Origin of the sequence: Chitinophaga sp. YR573 (genome assembly GCF_900110995.1) — a bacterium.
GTDB lineage: Bacteria > Bacteroidota > Bacteroidia > Chitinophagales > Chitinophagaceae > Chitinophaga.
In genome coordinates this window covers 2,797,544-2,812,854 of record NZ_FOJF01000001.1, presented here as the reverse complement: position 1 = coordinate 2,812,854, position 15,311 = coordinate 2,797,544, and the positions used below count along the sequence as shown (strand labels likewise).

Sequence of the window (15,311 nt, the reverse complement as noted above, 5' to 3'; positions counted from 1 at the left end):
AGTAAAATTAAGAGTTTTTTTAATAAGAAGCAACCTTTACTGCCTTACATCCATAGCATCCCTCAATCCGTTACCTAACAGATTAAAGGCCAGTACCATGAGCATAATAGCAACTCCGGGGGCTAATGCCAGCAGGGGGTTATGGGTTATAATAAAGTTGTAATTCTCTTTGATCATCAGCCCCCAGGAAGGCTGCGGAGGCTGTACCCCCACTCCCAGAAAGCTCAGGCCGGCTTCTACTACTATCGCCGTGGCAAAATTACCTGCTGCTACTACCATCACAGGCCCCATAATATTGGGTAAGATATGTTTTACAATCGTTCTCATATGGCCGAATCCCAGTGCCCTGGTGGCTTCTATAAAGGGTAACTCCCGCAGTGCCATCACCTGCCCCCTGATAATACGGGCCACATTCACCCACATGGTAAGTCCCACCGCTATAAATACCTGCCAGAAACCCTTACCCAGCGCCAGCGTAATAGCAAATACCAGCAATAAGGTAGGCACCGACCATATTACATTTACCAGCCACATCACCACATCATCCACACGACCCCGGAAATAACCGGCTATCGCCCCCAGAAAAACACCTATACTTAACGAAATGATAACAGCTATACAGCCTACACTCAGGCTTACCCGGGTACCTACCAGCAACCTGCTGAGGATATCCCGTCCAAATTTATCTGTACCCAGCCAGCAGGTATGGTGAATGATCTTATACTTACTGCTGTAACGTTCTTCTATGGCTGTCTCCTCATCTATATATCTTTCTATCACCATCGTATCCCCCGCAATACGCCAGCTATGCAAAGGAATGTAAGTCACATTATCTTCCTGCCCGTTCAGCAGACGCTGAAACAAATCCACTTTGGCAACAGGCTGCTCTTTAGGTACTGCCAGTAAATCAATACTAAACCCGGGACGTTGTCCTCCTATCTCCAGCATCATCCTGTTGGCATAGGGCGTGCCATCCGGAGATATCAGGTAAGCCACTATACTCAACACAATTGCAATCCCTATCAGCAGCATGCCCCCCACAGCGCCTTTATTACGCCGCAGCCTTGTCCATGCCTGACGGCCAAATGAAGATCTGATCATGCGTTACTTTACTTTTCTGCCTTTCCACTGGTAAGAACCAAACTTACCCAGCCAGCCAGCTACTACAATGTAAGGAATATGGAATAGTTGTCCGGGAATAAACCAGAATAACAGGTCCGTTTTACGGAAAAAACGGGCCACAGGGATCAGGAAATAATATTCTACCGTAATCTTGTACAACAGGAAAATTCCCAGCCAGGGACGCCATTCCGGTAATATCACCGCTACTATTGTCATGAACAATAACGCCACATTCCAGAAGTATACCAGCGCCAGTACCCAGGTCAGTCGCCTGTCTTCATACTTATCCGCTTTAGACGACCAGCGTATCCGCTGATGCATAAATCCGTTAAAAGTATCTACCGGCAGGGTACGCACAATTGCATCATCATTCTTCAGGTACAACACCCCATGCGGATACTGTTTATAAATCTTAAACATCAGCAGCATATCATCTCCCGATGCAATATCATCTATCCCGTTAAACCCTCCTACTTCATAAAACACATCCCGCTCATAAGCCAGGTTAGCACCGTTACACATTGTTCCGGATTTCAACGCAGCCAATGCTCCGGTGATTCCCTGCATCGTCATAAAATCCAGCGACTGTAACTTCTTAAAGAAATTATTCTCCTTGTAAAAACTTACCGGGGCAGCAATAAATTTCGGTCTGTACGTTTCATAATACTGCACCATTGTACTGATCCACAAAGGCCCCATAATACAGTCTGCGTCCGTAGTCATGATCAGGTCTCCCCTGGCCTGTTCCACAGCCATTTCAATCGCCTTTTTCTTGTAGGAATTCAGACGTTGTTCTGCACTCAGATAACGGCTTAATTGTAATAAGCGAACATTGGAAGCAGGAAATTCCGCTACTACAGCTGCTGTATTATCAGTAGAGAAATCATCAATCACAATCACCTCAAACAAGTGCATGGGATAGTTCTGGTCTTTCAATGCCTGCAGCAAAACCGGCAGGTTATCTTCTTCATCCCGCGCAGGAATAATGACTGTCACTTTTGTAGTACCACTGGTGGGTATCAATGGCGTAAACGGAGCCAGCCCGGTCCACCCGGAACCATAGCGCAGCATCAGTAATCCGTAAATAACACCGGGAACAAAAAGTATAGCTAAAATAAAATACATAGTTTATCATTCGTAATTATCCAGGATAGCTTCCCCCAGTTCTTCAGACAACAACTGATGCCCTTTTTCCAGCACCAGCATTTTGCAGGGGAAAGTACTGTCCATAAAACGTACACCCAGCACAGGTGGTATCACACGATCATATTTACCAAATATCAGCAGCGTTTGTATCTTATATCGTGACAATAATTTTTTGCATCGTCTTTTATCAGGCATCATCTTCCGCATGCAGGTCCACACCGTATACACCTTCTCTCTTTTCTCCAGTTTATTCATACTGTTTAACGCGAACTTATACACGCTTTCATTCAGCAGCTTTAACCGGTGCCATAATTTCAATAATCCGAAAAATAACTGCGGATGATAAGTCACATGTTTAAATAACCGGTTCCCTATAGCTGTCTGCGTTACAAACATATGCCAGGGATTATTTTTCAGGCCGTCCGGGGCCAGCAGATACAAGCGCCGGATCTGTGGTGCCATATCCTGCAACACGCACAATGATACCCTTCCCCCCATACTATATCCCATCAGCGAAAAAGTCGATTGCTGCTGCCTTTCCAGCACCAGCCGTATTACCGCCTGCATATCCTCCCCGGTAAACGCCCTCCCTTCATTCCAGGTAGTTTGCCCATGCAGTGGCAGGTCCAGCGATACCAACGTGAATACCGTACCCATTGTGCGGGCAAGCCTGCTAAAACCTTCAGCCTGCTCCCCGAAGCCATGCAGACAAATCAATAATTCTTCCCCCTCACCTTCACAGGTGCCATGAAAAAGACTGTTTCCATATGTCAGAAAGAACGAAGACATCCCTGCAAAAGTATCAACTTTTGCCGTTTGACCTAAACTAAGTAAATTACGGTAAGACTAAAAATTTCACGATGGACGCAACCATAGAGAATAAACCCACTTTAAAAGGCGCAGAATTTCTTGTCAAAGAAAGCGCTGTAAATGAAGTATTTACACCCGAAGATTTTAATGAAGAGCAGCGGATGATCAAGGAGATGGCTGAGCAGTTCATATCCAAAGAAGTGACCCCCATACTTGAACGTATAGATAAGCTGGAAGAAGGTCTGATGCCTTCCTTACTGGAAAAAGCAGGCGAACAGGGATTACTGGGTGCTGCATTTCCGGAAGAATACGGCGGACTCGGTAAAGATTTCGTTACCGCTACTCTCATCAATGAAGCCCTGGGCGCAGGCCATTCCTTCTCCGTAGCCATGGCTGCGCATACAGGTATAGGCTCTCTCCCCATATTATATTTTGGTACAGAAGCTCAAAAGCAGAAATACATACCTTCCCTGGGCAGCGGTGAAATGAAAGGTGCCTACGCCCTCACGGAACCAAACTCCGGTTCAGATGCACTAAGCGCTAAAACCACCGCCAAACTTTCTGCTGATGGGAAGACCTACTTACTGAACGGACAGAAATGCTGGATTACCAATTCCGGCTTTGCCGATGTGTTCACTGTGTTTGCTAAAATAGATGGTGATAAATTCACCGCCTTCATAGTAGAGAAAGGCACTCCCGGTTTCACCCTGGGTGCCGAAGAACACAAGATGGGCATCAAAGGCTCTTCTACCCGTCAGATTTATTTCCAGGATACACCGGTTCCTGTAGAGAACGTACTGGGAGAAATCGGTAAAGGCCACCTTATCGCCTTTAACATCCTCAATATCGGTCGTCTGAAATTATGTGCAGCAGCATTGGGTGCTTCCAAAAAAGTAAACACCATCGCTATTCAGTACGCTACCACCCGCGAACAATTCAAACAACCGATCGCCAATTTCGGCGCTATCAAACATAAACTGGCAGAAATGGCTATCCGTACATGGACATGCGAATCTGCCCTCTATCGTACAGCTCAGCTGATTGATGAAAAAGAAAAAGAACTGGTAGCTGCCGGCAAACCATTCAATGAAGCAGTATTAGGTGCTGCGGAAGAATATGCCGTAGAGTGCGCCATCCTTAAAGTAAACGGTTCTGAAGTACTGGACTATGTAGTGGATGAAGGTGTTCAGATCCATGGTGGTAACGGTTTCAGCGATGAATATGTTATCTCTAAAGCATACCGCGACAGCCGCATCAACCGCATCTTTGAAGGTACCAACGAAATCAATCGCCTGCTTACACTGGACATGACACTGAAACGTGCCATGAAAGGTAAACTGGATCTCATGACGCCTGCCATGAATGTGATGAAAGAACTCATGAGCATTCCAGACTTCGGCAGCGATGATGAAACACCTTTCAGTGCTGAAAGAAAACTCGTCAACAACTTCAAAAAAGCAATCCTGCTGGTAGCGGGTGCAGCTGTACAGAAATTCATGACCAAACTGGATTCCGAACAGGAATTGCTGATGCATATTGCAGACATGGCCATCGAAACATTTGTTGCGGAAAGCGCCTTACTGCGCCTGCTGAAGAGAATAGAAATTGAAGGTGAAAGCGCGAATGCATTACAGGCTGATATCGTTCGTACATACATCACAGATGCTGCAGACCGTATTAACAAATATGCGAAAGATGCTATCAATTCATTTGCAGAAGGCGATGAACAACGTATGATGTTACTTGGTATCAAACGCTTTACCAAAGCGGCTTCTTACAATACCAAAGAAGCACGCAGACGTATCGCTGATAAACTGATCGCTGAGAATAAATACATCTGGTAAAATATTATTTTCTATCATGCTAAAAATGCCATCCTGTACCAACAGATGGCATTTTTTCGTTTATTTGCTGTAGACAAGGATTATGAGGCGATTACTACTACTGTTACTAAGCACATTTGCCGGGACACAATTGCATGCACAGGCATTTTTAAAAATGCACCAACCGGTAAAAACAGAAATCAATACCAGCAGCGCCAGGCAATACCTGGTAGGACATACCTGTAAAGACTGTAAAGTACTGTTGAACAATGAAAGCGTATACGTATACCCAACAGGTGTATTCGCCCTGCGTCGTGATCTGCAGCCAGGCCAGACAACCATGACCATCCATGTTACTGATCCTGCAGGAAAAGTGACTATCCGGACTCTCAACTATTATTTTAATCCGCCACCTCCCATACAGGTAACAAGTGCCTTCCGCATAGACTATGCTACCATCACTCCAAAAGGTGATGTACAGCTCTCTGCAGGAGATACTCTACGCATAAAAATCAAAGGTTTTCCGGGCTGCCGGGCTACCTGGATCAACAATACACCGTTAAAAGAATTACCTCCTTCCCAAAGCGGTGGCATACCAGGTTTCTACGAAGGGTTTTATGTGATTAAACCTACAGACTCCCTTCGCTACGACAGGCTCGCTATCTTCCTGAAAGATAGCAGTGGCAATACTACTGCCTTACAAACAACCACTCACTATACCTGCCTGCTTAACCAGTTGCTCACAGGCCGTACCACCGATAACCTCACCTATCTCAATAACTCTCCTGAAGGAGACAGACTGGGACCGGAAAAATTAGGCTACCTCGATAAAGATGTACTGCTGCATATCACCGGTAAAGAGGACGACTATTACAAAGTAAGACTGAGCAGGGGAAATTATGCTTTCATTCCGGAAGCATTTGTAGATACTGCTACACTACCGGAATCTATTCCACTTAGCATAGTGAATGAAGCAAAAGTATGGAGCGATACAAAGTACGATTACGTTTCTGTGGGCCTCTCCGAAAAGCTGCCTTACCTCACTACACAAACTGTAAACCCCGGTAAAATAATTGTAGATGTACATGGCGCTTACTCAGATCAGTCGGCCTTTGTGCCTGAAATGGGCAGTACAGCGGAAATCAGTCAGGTTGACTGGCAACAGGTGCAACCAGACGTGTTCCGTATGGTCATCTCTCTCAAACATGGCCAGCCCTGGGGTTACCAGCTTTATTACGACAGCAGCCGTCTCACCATCCGGATCAAACGCCCGCCTGCCAAACTGGAATTGAAAGGTCTTACCATAGGACTGGATGCCGGCCACGGGGGCACTAATGTGGGAGCACTTGGTGCAGTAGGTATCTATGAAAAGCAGATGACCCTGGCTATCGTACTGCTGCTGAAAGATGCGCTTGAAAAAGAAGGCGTACGTGTACTCACCACCCGCACTACTGATAAATTTGTAGCAAACGAAGACCGCCTCGACTACTACCGGCAGGCAAATCCGGATTTACTACTCAGCATTCATCTGAACTCATCCGTAAATCCCATAGACGTAAAAGGCACCGCTACTTATTACAAATGGCCTTTCTGTCAGCCGCTCAACTACTACCTTCATCAACGCATGATGGAAGCCGGCCTTGGAGATTTCGGCAATAACGCCAATTTCAACTTTGTCCTCAACCAGCCTACAGAATTCCCGGATGCGCTGATAGAAACCTTGTTCCTCAGCAATCCGGAAGATGAAATGCATGTGCTGGACGAGGGTTTCCGTCATCAGATGGTTGATAAGATAGTGTTGGGACTAAAGGATTTCCTGAAGCAGGCCGGTAAATAATTCCTTATCGCGTAAATCAATTTCCCGATACGATGCAATAGCAGGGTAAGATTGTGCCAATTTTGCACACGCAAAAACACAACTTATGATACTGAGGAGTTTAAGGCCAACGATTATCCTGATATTCAGCTTATTTATTTCTTTCTTCGCTACCGCCGTAGCTAATGACCTTGAAGATAACAACGGTGTTATCAAAGGTAAAGTAGTTACTTCTGATGGCAAAGCAGCCGCAGATGTAGCCGTAATCTTACAGGGTACCAAATATGCTACTACTACAGATGGTTCCGGTACATTCTCTTTCCATAACGTTCCTGCCGGCAATTACCAGGTAGTGGTATCACTGACTGGTTACACCAACGTAACAAAAGATATCGTAGTTGAAAGTGGTAAAACGATTAACGAGAGTTTTCAACTGGCCGTTTCAAGCAAACAGTTAGGTGAAATCGTTATCACCGGTAACCAGAATAAACTGGCAAAAAAATCCAGTGAGTACGTTTCCAAACTACCTTTACGCAATCTCGAAAATCCACAGGTATACAGCACTATTACGAAAGATCTGATCACACAGCAAATGGTGTTTACCGTTGATGATGCCATGAGAAATGCACCGGGTATTACCAAAATGTGGGAAGCAACCGGCCGTAGTGGTGATGGTGGCGCTTATTATACTTCACGTGGTTTTGTGACACAGAGCCTGCTGCGCAATGGTGTAACCGGTAACGTATCTTCTAAAATAGATGCTGTTAACTTAGAAAGCATAGAAGTAATCAAAGGCCCCTCTGCAACCCTCTTTGGAAGTACTTTAACTTCTTATGGTGGTTTGATCAACAGGATCACTAAAAAACCTTACGATCATTTTGGTGGTGAAATATCCTATGCTGGTGGCACTTATTCATACAACCGTTTTTTTGCAGATATCAATACTCCTCTCGATTCTGCAAAAACACTGTTATTCCGACTGAACACTGCTTATACAGATGAAGGCAGCTTCACAGACAATGGCTTTAACAAAGCGCTGGCTGTTGCACCAAGCATCACTTATAAAGCAAGTGACAAATTAACATTCCAGTTTGATGCTGAATACTTTTATAACTATGGTACCGGAAATCCTTTCTTCTTCTTCCCTTACTCAGGAGTTGTGAGCCAGATACTGGGCACAGACAGGGCAGATAAACTGAACCTTGATTATAACCGCTTATTTGCCAGCAAAGACCTCACACAGGTATCAAGGAACATGAACTTCTTTGCTACCATGAATTACAAAATTTCTGATCAGTGGACCTCTCAGACAGTATTCTCTAATACGAATAGTTTTTCTAATGGTGCAGGACCTTACTTCTATTTAATGGCTGGGGATTCAATATCGCGTAATGATCAGTCTACCAATAACAGTCGTGTAAGTACTACCGAACTCCAGCAGAATTTCATTGGTGACTTTAAAATCGGTCGCTTTAGAAACCGCTTTGTAGGTGGCCTGGATGTGTTCTATCTGAATTCAGATCAGATATTTGCTGCTACATATTTTGATGCCATCCCTTCTCATGGTAACATTCCAACATATAATGATTTTAACCGTGCGAATTTAGATAAGACATACCAGTCTCTTACATACAATTACCAATACCCTTACGTATACCAAAGGTATACCTACAGTGCCTACGCTTCAGATGTATTTAATATCACAGACAACTTAATGGTACAGGCAGCTCTTCGTGTTGATTATTATAACAACAAGGGAGACTACAACAAAACTACCGGTACTCATACAGGTGCTTATGACCAGACAGCACTCTCTCCTAAGTTTGGTATCGTTTACCAGGTCCTGAAAGATAAATTATCCCTGTTCGGTAACTACCAGAACGGATTCCAGAATAAAGATGGTAAAAACTACAAGAATGAAACCTTAAAGCCGGAACAGGCTAACCAGCTGGAAGGTGGTGTTAAAATGGATCTGTTTGGTGGAAGACTGACAAGTACTTTAAGTTACTATAACATCAAAGTAAAAAACGTCGTTCGTTCTTATACAGGAGCTGATCAGAACCCGATTACTGCCTATAATGTAGTTCAGGATGGAACACAGGCAAGCACAGGCTTCGAAGCAGAAGTAATTGCTAATCCTTTCCAGGGCTTTAGCGTTGTTGCAGGTTTTGCTTACAATGACTCTAAACTGGAGAAAGCAACTACGGATGAAGGTCGTCGCCCGGCTACAGCAAACGCACCAATGTCTGCTAACCTGTGGTTAAACTATCGCGTATCACAGGGTGCGGTAAAAGGTCTTTCATTCGGATTTGGTGGTAACTACGCCAGTGATAACAAGATTGTGAACAGTGATGCACAGGGCGTATTCATACTGCCGGCATTTACAGTCCTGAATGCAAGCGTATCTTATGATACCCCTAAATTCAGAATTGGTGCTAAGCTTGATAACCTCACTAACCAGAAATACTGGATAGGATGGTCTTCAATGAATCCTCAGAAACCAAGAAACCTCGTTGGTAGCATTGCATTCAAATTCTAACCAGTTGATAGCACTAAAAGAAGCCCCTTACGCTCGTCGTAAGGGGTTTTCCTTTTTATAGCCCTGGCCATCACTTCTGGTTATGAACAATAACCTCAGGTTATCAGCTCCTTTACAATCATCTATTAATCAACTATTTAATATTCCCCATTCTATCTAACACTAATGTATAGTCTACCTGACCAGTAGATTGATTTATATTTGCGAATGGTTTCATAGCTTTAGTGGGCGAAAACATTATAAAAATGGCAGATGAGATAAAAGCATTTAATGATTACCGGGCTAAAATGAATGAGGTAATTCTGGGTCAGCAGAATAAGGTAATCAACCGCCTGTTTAACCTGGATACCAATACTTATGCAGAAGGTGCATTAAGTACCAAAGTAAAGGAAATGCTGGGACTGGTGTCCTCAATGGTATTACGTTGCGACGATTGTATCAAATATCACCTGGGGAAATGTCATGAACAGGGGATTACTACCGAAGAAATGTACGAAATCTTTGCAGTAGCGAACATTGTAGGCGGGACTATCGTTATTCCTCACACCAGAAGAGCAGCTGAATATTGGGAGGCATTACAACAACAGGCATAAGTATTCCTGATTGCGTAACCTTCAAACAGCAGACAATTCGTAACTTTGCAATCCGATAACAACTTATTTATTATAAAATATACAAATGTCAACAGCAACTATAGCTCCGCAGGCGTTAACAGCGAAGGATTTTGCAACGGACCAGGAAGTGCGCTGGTGTCCGGGGTGCGGAGATTATTCTATATTAAAGCAGGTACAGACTATCATGCCTGGACTGGGCATTCCTAAGGAAAATATTGTGATCGTATCCGGAATCGGTTGTTCTTCACGTTTCCCTTATTATATGAATACATATGGCATGCACTCAATTCATGGTCGTGCCACCGCAATAGCTTCCGGCTTAAAAGCTACCCGCCCCGAACTGAGTGTATGGGTAGTAACCGGTGATGGCGACGGGCTGTCTATCGGTGGTAACCATACCATCCACCTGCTGCGCCGTAACTTTGATCTTAATATCATGCTGTTCAATAACCAGATCTATGGTTTAACAAAAGGACAGTACTCTCCTACTTCGGAAGAGAATAAAGTGACCAAGTCCACTCCATTCGGCAGTATAGACCATCCGTTTAATCCGCTGGCCCTGGCCCTCGGTGCTGATGCTACTTTCATTGCCCGTAGTATGGATCGCGATCCTAAACACCTGCAGGAACTGCTGAAACGCAGTCATGCACATAAAGGCGCTTCCTTCCTGGAAATATACCAGAACTGTAACATCTTTAATGATGGTGCTTTTGAAATATTCACAGAAAAAGGCAGCAAACCTGAGGAAGCCATCTTTGTTGAACAGGGTCAGCCATTGATCTTTGGTGCTCAGAAGAACAAAGGTATCCGTTTAGATGGTTTAAGACCAGTTGTAGTAGAGTTGGGTGGAGAATACAGTGCCGATGATCTCTGGATTCATGACGAGAACGACTTCTACAAAGCACAGCTGCTTACCCGCCTGTTCGATGATCCGCGTATCGAAGGTCACTTACCACGTCCGTTCGGCGTATTCTACCAGGCTTTCCGTCCTACCTACGAAGATCAGCTGAACTTCCAGGTACAGGAAGCAACCGCTCAGAAGGGACCAGGCAACCTGGACAAACTGCTGGCTGGCCGCGAAACCTGGACGATCAAATAAGCATACCAAACCACCAATAATAAAAAAGCGGAGCAGGGTTAACCTGCTCCGCTTTTATTTATATAATATCTTGTTGTTAATGCCCTATATGTCCCACATCAAACAGCACCTTGTATAACAATACCACTCCGAATATAATCATACTCACCCCTGCAATTTTATTCAGCCATACCACATTATTCAACGTTAGTTTATGACGGATCTTATCCGCTACAAACACCTTCAATACATCCGTAGAAAGCACCCAGCCCAGGCAAACCGTATACATAATCAACCGGTGACTAACCGGAGTAGCACTGTTCGCTACACATACTCCCAGCCAGAAAATAATAACCCCCGGGTTTAAGGTATTCATCAGAAAACCCGCCAGCCATATCTTCAGATAATCATGCGTACGGAACATCTCCGGCTTCTCATCACCTGTACTGATCTTTACCTTCTTAAACAACAGGCCGTAAATGCCCATGCCTATCAGCAATCCTCCACCACCAATCCCTATATACTGTTTATACTCTTCCAGACGTGATATAAATGAAGTAGCCAGGTTACCCGTCAACACAAACATAATATCACTGCAGGATACTCCAAATGCGAAACTGATACCAGCCTTAAAACCGTTATTGATACTATACTTAATAATGGCGAAGATTACAGGGCCTACCGATATGGAGAGGAATAATCCTAACACGAGTCCCGCTACAATTGCTGCTGTCATGCGTTACAAAATTCCAGGTATTGACAACCATCCAAAAATAAAGGGTAACTTAATTGCTGAAGTTACCCCTCTTTTTATATTAAAATCGTTAATGAATGCTTAAACTGACTTAACGCCTAAAAACTTCTCCCAGTCTTTCAGCTTCTCACCCTTCATCACCCTTGGGAATTTATTCATCGCGCCCTCTTTACCTTTACCACGCAGGTATTCGATAAATGAATCGTGCGGCAGTATTTCAACAAACACTTCCTTTAGTGCAGCAGTCCTTTCAACAGCATAATCATCATTCACTTCACACAACGCCTGATCTATGATCTCACGCACACGGTTACCGTCTACATTCACATCATTTGTACCAATGTACCAGCGATGTGCAAACAGGTTCTCATAAGAGAAACCAGCTACAGTAAACTCAGTAACAGTAATGCCCAGTTTCTTCTGCACCATATCAATCGCCGTGTTCATGTTATCGATACTCATATGCTCCCCGCATAAGCTCAGGAACTGTTTGGTACGACCCACTATCACGATCTCATGTTCTTTCACGGAAGTAAACTTCACCACGTCACCAATCAGGTAACGCCATGCACCTGCACAGGTAGACAGCATCACTGCATACTCCACATCTTCTACCACCTCATGAATCATGTATGACTTCGGATTAGGCTTCACCTCTCCTTCTGTATCAAAATTCTCCTCATTAAAAGGAATGAATTCAAAGAAGATACCAGCGTTCAGTACCAGTTTGATACCTCTCACACCCGGTCTTGCCTGGAACCCGAAAGACCCTTCAGATGCCATGTAAGTTTCAATGAAGTTGATAGGTTTACCCAGCAGCTTCTTAAAACTATCCCGGTAAGGCTCAAAAGAAACCCCGCCATGAATATATACAGCCAGGTTCGGCCATATCTCATGAATATCCTTTACCCCATGGTATTTAATGATCTCCGCCAGCACGATCTGCACCCAGGCAGGTACACCACAAACGGTGCCCACATCCCATTGTGGCGCCTTACGCACAATCAGCTTGATACGCTGTTCCCAATCCGGTTTCCTGGAAATGTTACCTCCGGGCTTGTAAAAGCGACGGAACCAACGGGGAATGTTCTTGGCCTGTATGCCACTCATGTCTCCCTCATAGTAGTCGCCCTTCTCATACAAAGCAGTGGTACCACCCAGCATGAGGATACCCTTTGTAAAAGATTTAGGCGGCACGTCAAAGTTCGCCATGGAATATAACTGCTTGATACCCACCTTCTTTACCGTCTTCAACATATCCCGGGTAACCGGTATATGTTTACTGGCCGATTCTGAAGTACCCGAGCTTAATGCAAAGTATTTGATCTTTTCCGGCCAGCTGACATTGGCCTGGCCTTCCAGGGCCTTGTACCACCATTCTCCGTGCATCTTATTATAATTATGCACAGGAACTGTAGCTTTATATTGCGCTATAACGCTGGGGCTGTCAAGTATTTCCTGAAAGTTGTAGTGTTGACCAAACTGCGTATCTTTTGCCTTCGCAAGCAGACGATGCAATACCTGAAGCTGGTATTGACGAGGCGTACCTAACTTGAATGTGAATTTCTTCCTGATGCGTAGCGACCTCGATATAAGATTACCTAAAATGGCCATTAATTTACCTTCTCATTTATGATATGAATTGCAAAAATACGCCGAATTTTGGATTGCGGCGGCCAGAATATAAAGGTTTCCTTTGTCCCTCCGGAAACCTCTCTGCAAACATATTACTAAAAACGATATGGGCAGAAAAAAAATTCCCGCGTACCTTTGCCAAATGTTAAAGGCAACCCTACTCAAGGCGACATATGCCGGTGGTAAAATATTACAGCAATACTTTAATGGTGCTTTTGAGATCAGCAGCAAAAGTACAATCAATGACCTGGTAACGGAAGCAGACAAAGGGGCTGAGACTGCCATTTTCAGTGTGATAAGGGAAACTTACCCGGACCACTTTATTCTAAGTGAGGAGTCCGGTGAGATAGCCACCACTTCCAATGTGAAATGGATCATAGATCCCCTGGATGGTACCGTCAACTTTGCACATGGCATTCCCATCTGCTGCGTATCTATAGGAGTGGAACAGGATGGAGAAATCATCATGGGAGCGGTATACAACCCTTTTATGAACGAATTCTTCTTTGCTGAAAAGGGAAAAGGGGCCACCCTCAATGACAAGCCCATCCATGTATCTAAAAAACCGTCACTGGCCAGCGCCTGTCTGGTAACAGGTTTTCCCTACCAATGGGAAGATTCTGCCAACAACCCCATACAGGTATTTGAACATTTTATAAAACAGGGCCTGCCGGTACGCCGCTTAGGCTCCGCCGCTATAGATCTCTGCTGGGTAGCCTGCGGACGTTTCGACGGCTTTTATGAACATAGCCTCAACGCCTGGGACGCTGCTGCCGGATTTATTATCGTGGAAGAAGCTGGTGGAAAAGTAACTGACTTTACCGGCACACGTTATTCACCCTACCAGAAAAAACTGATTGCAACAAACGGCAACATCCATGCTTCACTGGTGGATGCTGTAAACGGAAAATACTAATTAATATGAGCGAGGAAAGAACCGAGATCGAATCCCTGGGGGAATTTGGTCTGATAGAACTACTAACTAAAAATATAGAAATTCAGCAGGCCAGCACCGTTCTTGGTGTAGGCGACGATGCTGCCGTAATAGATCATTTCGGCCGCCAGACGGTGGTTACCACGGATATGCTGGTAGAAGGTATCCACTTTGACCTGATGTATACGCCCCTCAAACACCTGGGCTATAAATCAGTAGTAGTGAACCTCTCCGACATCTACGCTATGAACGCTACCCCTACACAGATCACCATGAGCATTGCTTTCAGCAACCGCTTTTCTGTAGAAGCTCTCAGCGAATTCTACGAAGGTGTGTATGCTGCCTGCGAGAAATACGGGGTAGACCTGATAGGTGGCGATACCACCTCTTCCAAAAAAGGTTTCGTTATCAGCGTAACCGCGCTGGGAGAAGTAGCCCCGGACAAATTCGTGAAACGCTCCACTGCCCAGAAGGGCGACCTGCTCTGCGTTTCCGGAGACCTTGGCGCTGCTTTCCTGGGCCTTACCCTGCTGGAAAGAGAAAAACAGATTTACCTGGAAGCTCCTCAGTTACAGCCAGATCTGGAAAACCAGACCTACGTAATAGGCCGTCAGTTAAAACCGGAAGCCCGCAAGGATATCATCGAATACCTGCAAAAACAGGAAATCCATCCTACCGCTATGATGGATATCAGCGATGGACTCAGCTCAGAAATACTGCACATCTGCAAACAGAGCAACCTGGGATGCGTATTATATGAAGAGAAAATCCCTATCGCAGGAGAAACAAAAGAAGCTGCATTGAAATTCAGCCTGGATCCTACTGCCTGCGCATTAAGCGGTGGCGAAGATTACGAACTGCTCTTCACCATGAAACAGGAAGACTACGATAAAATAGTACTGTCCGAACAAATCAGTGTAATAGGCTACATGGCGGATATCAGTGAGGGTGCTCATATCATCACCAAAGGCGGTAATAAATATAAACTGGTAGCTCAGGGCTGGAATGCCTTTGAACAATAAAAAAAGGAGGCTGTCATA

The 15,311-nt window shown here is 44.7% G+C and carries 12 protein-coding genes; 7 read left to right on the top strand and 5 right to left on the bottom strand.

The window, feature by feature from the left end; translation table 11 throughout:
* Window positions 1-36: 36 nt before the first annotated feature.
* From BMW86_RS11860 to BMW86_RS11850, 3 genes are read right to left on the bottom strand one after another with little or no spacing between them, the layout of a single operon-like run.
* Window positions 37-1,101, bottom strand: coding sequence for an ABC transporter permease (locus BMW86_RS11860; RefSeq protein ID WP_089781979.1), 1,065 nt, complete (start codon window positions 1,099-1,101; stop codon window positions 37-39).
* 3 nt (window positions 1,102-1,104) lie between these two features.
* On the bottom strand, window positions 1,105-2,247 hold the full coding sequence (locus tag BMW86_RS11855; protein WP_089781978.1) for a glycosyltransferase: 1,143 nt from the start codon (window positions 2,245-2,247) through the stop codon (window positions 1,105-1,107).
* Window positions 2,248-2,253: 6 nt separating this feature from the next.
* Entirely contained in the window at window positions 2,254-3,057 is an 804-nt protein-coding gene (locus BMW86_RS11850) for an alpha/beta fold hydrolase (protein ID WP_089781977.1), read from the bottom strand.
* 71 nt (window positions 3,058-3,128) lie between these two features.
* Between BMW86_RS11850 and BMW86_RS11845 the strand changes: the two genes are divergently transcribed.
* The 5 genes from BMW86_RS11845 (at window position 3,129) to BMW86_RS11825 (ending at window position 10,969) form a co-directional block, all read left to right on the top strand.
* On the top strand, window positions 3,129-4,922 hold the full coding sequence (locus BMW86_RS11845) for an acyl-CoA dehydrogenase family protein (RefSeq protein ID WP_089781976.1): 1,794 nt from the start codon (window positions 3,129-3,131) through the stop codon (window positions 4,920-4,922).
* Window positions 4,923-5,004: 82 nt separating this feature from the next.
* On the top strand, window positions 5,005-6,738 hold the full coding sequence (locus BMW86_RS11840; protein WP_089781975.1) for an N-acetylmuramoyl-L-alanine amidase: 1,734 nt from the start codon (window positions 5,005-5,007) through the stop codon (window positions 6,736-6,738).
* Window positions 6,739-6,823: 85 nt separating this feature from the next.
* Window positions 6,824-9,256, top strand: coding sequence for a TonB-dependent receptor (locus tag BMW86_RS11835; protein WP_218149135.1), 2,433 nt, complete (start codon window positions 6,824-6,826; stop codon window positions 9,254-9,256).
* Window positions 9,257-9,501: 245 nt separating this feature from the next.
* The gene (locus BMW86_RS11830; RefSeq protein ID WP_089781974.1) at window positions 9,502-9,849 is read left to right on the top strand and encodes a carboxymuconolactone decarboxylase family protein; all 348 of its coding nucleotides are present in this window, start codon (window positions 9,502-9,504) and stop codon (window positions 9,847-9,849) included.
* 85 nt (window positions 9,850-9,934) lie between these two features.
* Complete coding sequence (locus tag BMW86_RS11825; RefSeq protein ID WP_089781973.1) at window positions 9,935-10,969, top strand: 2-oxoacid:ferredoxin oxidoreductase subunit beta; 1,035 nt, start codon at window positions 9,935-9,937, stop codon at window positions 10,967-10,969.
* A 76-nt stretch (window positions 10,970-11,045) separates the two neighbouring features.
* On the opposite strand, the gene BMW86_RS11820 is transcribed toward BMW86_RS11825, so the two are convergent.
* Window positions 11,046-11,684: a LysE family translocator gene (locus BMW86_RS11820; protein WP_089781972.1), complete on the bottom strand. Its 639-nt coding sequence runs from the start codon at window positions 11,682-11,684 to the stop codon at window positions 11,046-11,048.
* Window positions 11,685-11,783: 99 nt separating this feature from the next.
* Window positions 11,784-13,316, bottom strand: a complete 1,533-nt coding sequence (locus tag BMW86_RS11815) for a GH3 family acyl-acid amido synthetase (RefSeq protein ID WP_089781971.1) — start codon at window positions 13,314-13,316, stop codon at window positions 11,784-11,786.
* 163 nt (window positions 13,317-13,479) lie between these two features.
* On the opposite strand from BMW86_RS11815, the gene BMW86_RS11810 reads away from it, so the two are divergent.
* On the top strand, window positions 13,480-14,253 hold the full coding sequence (locus BMW86_RS11810) for an inositol monophosphatase family protein (RefSeq protein ID WP_177189231.1): 774 nt from the start codon (window positions 13,480-13,482) through the stop codon (window positions 14,251-14,253).
* 5 nt (window positions 14,254-14,258) lie between these two features.
* Window positions 14,259-15,293: a thiamine-phosphate kinase gene (gene thiL, locus BMW86_RS11805; protein WP_089781969.1), complete on the top strand. Its 1,035-nt coding sequence runs from the start codon at window positions 14,259-14,261 to the stop codon at window positions 15,291-15,293.
* Window positions 15,294-15,311 lie beyond the last annotated feature (18 nt).

Bases quoted from the DNA above. Each gene is read 5' to 3' on its own strand.
- BMW86_RS11830 (WP_089781974.1), top strand. From the start codon at position 9,502: ATGGCAGATGAGATAAAAGCATTTAATGATTACCGGGCTAAAATGAAT.
- BMW86_RS11845 (WP_089781976.1), top strand. From the start codon at position 3,129: ATGGACGCAACCATAGAGAATAAACCCACTTTAAAAGGCGCAGAATTT.
- BMW86_RS11850 (WP_089781977.1), bottom strand. From the start codon at position 3,057: ATGTCTTCGTTCTTTCTGACATATGGAAACAGTCTTTTTCATGGCACC.
- thiL (WP_089781969.1), top strand. From the start codon at position 14,259: ATGAGCGAGGAAAGAACCGAGATCGAATCCCTGGGGGAATTTGGTCTG.
- BMW86_RS11855 (WP_089781978.1), bottom strand. From the start codon at position 2,247: ATGTATTTTATTTTAGCTATACTTTTTGTTCCCGGTGTTATTTACGGA.
- BMW86_RS11825 (WP_089781973.1), top strand. From the start codon at position 9,935: ATGTCAACAGCAACTATAGCTCCGCAGGCGTTAACAGCGAAGGATTTT.
- BMW86_RS11835 (WP_218149135.1), top strand. From the start codon at position 6,824: ATGATACTGAGGAGTTTAAGGCCAACGATTATCCTGATATTCAGCTTA.
- BMW86_RS11815 (WP_089781971.1), bottom strand. From the start codon at position 13,316: ATGGCCATTTTAGGTAATCTTATATCGAGGTCGCTACGCATCAGGAAG.
- BMW86_RS11810 (WP_177189231.1), top strand. From the start codon at position 13,480: ATGTTAAAGGCAACCCTACTCAAGGCGACATATGCCGGTGGTAAAATA.
- BMW86_RS11840 (WP_089781975.1), top strand. From the start codon at position 5,005: ATGAGGCGATTACTACTACTGTTACTAAGCACATTTGCCGGGACACAA.
- BMW86_RS11820 (WP_089781972.1), bottom strand. From the start codon at position 11,684: ATGACAGCAGCAATTGTAGCGGGACTCGTGTTAGGATTATTCCTCTCC.
- BMW86_RS11860 (WP_089781979.1), bottom strand. From the start codon at position 1,101: ATGATCAGATCTTCATTTGGCCGTCAGGCATGGACAAGGCTGCGGCGT.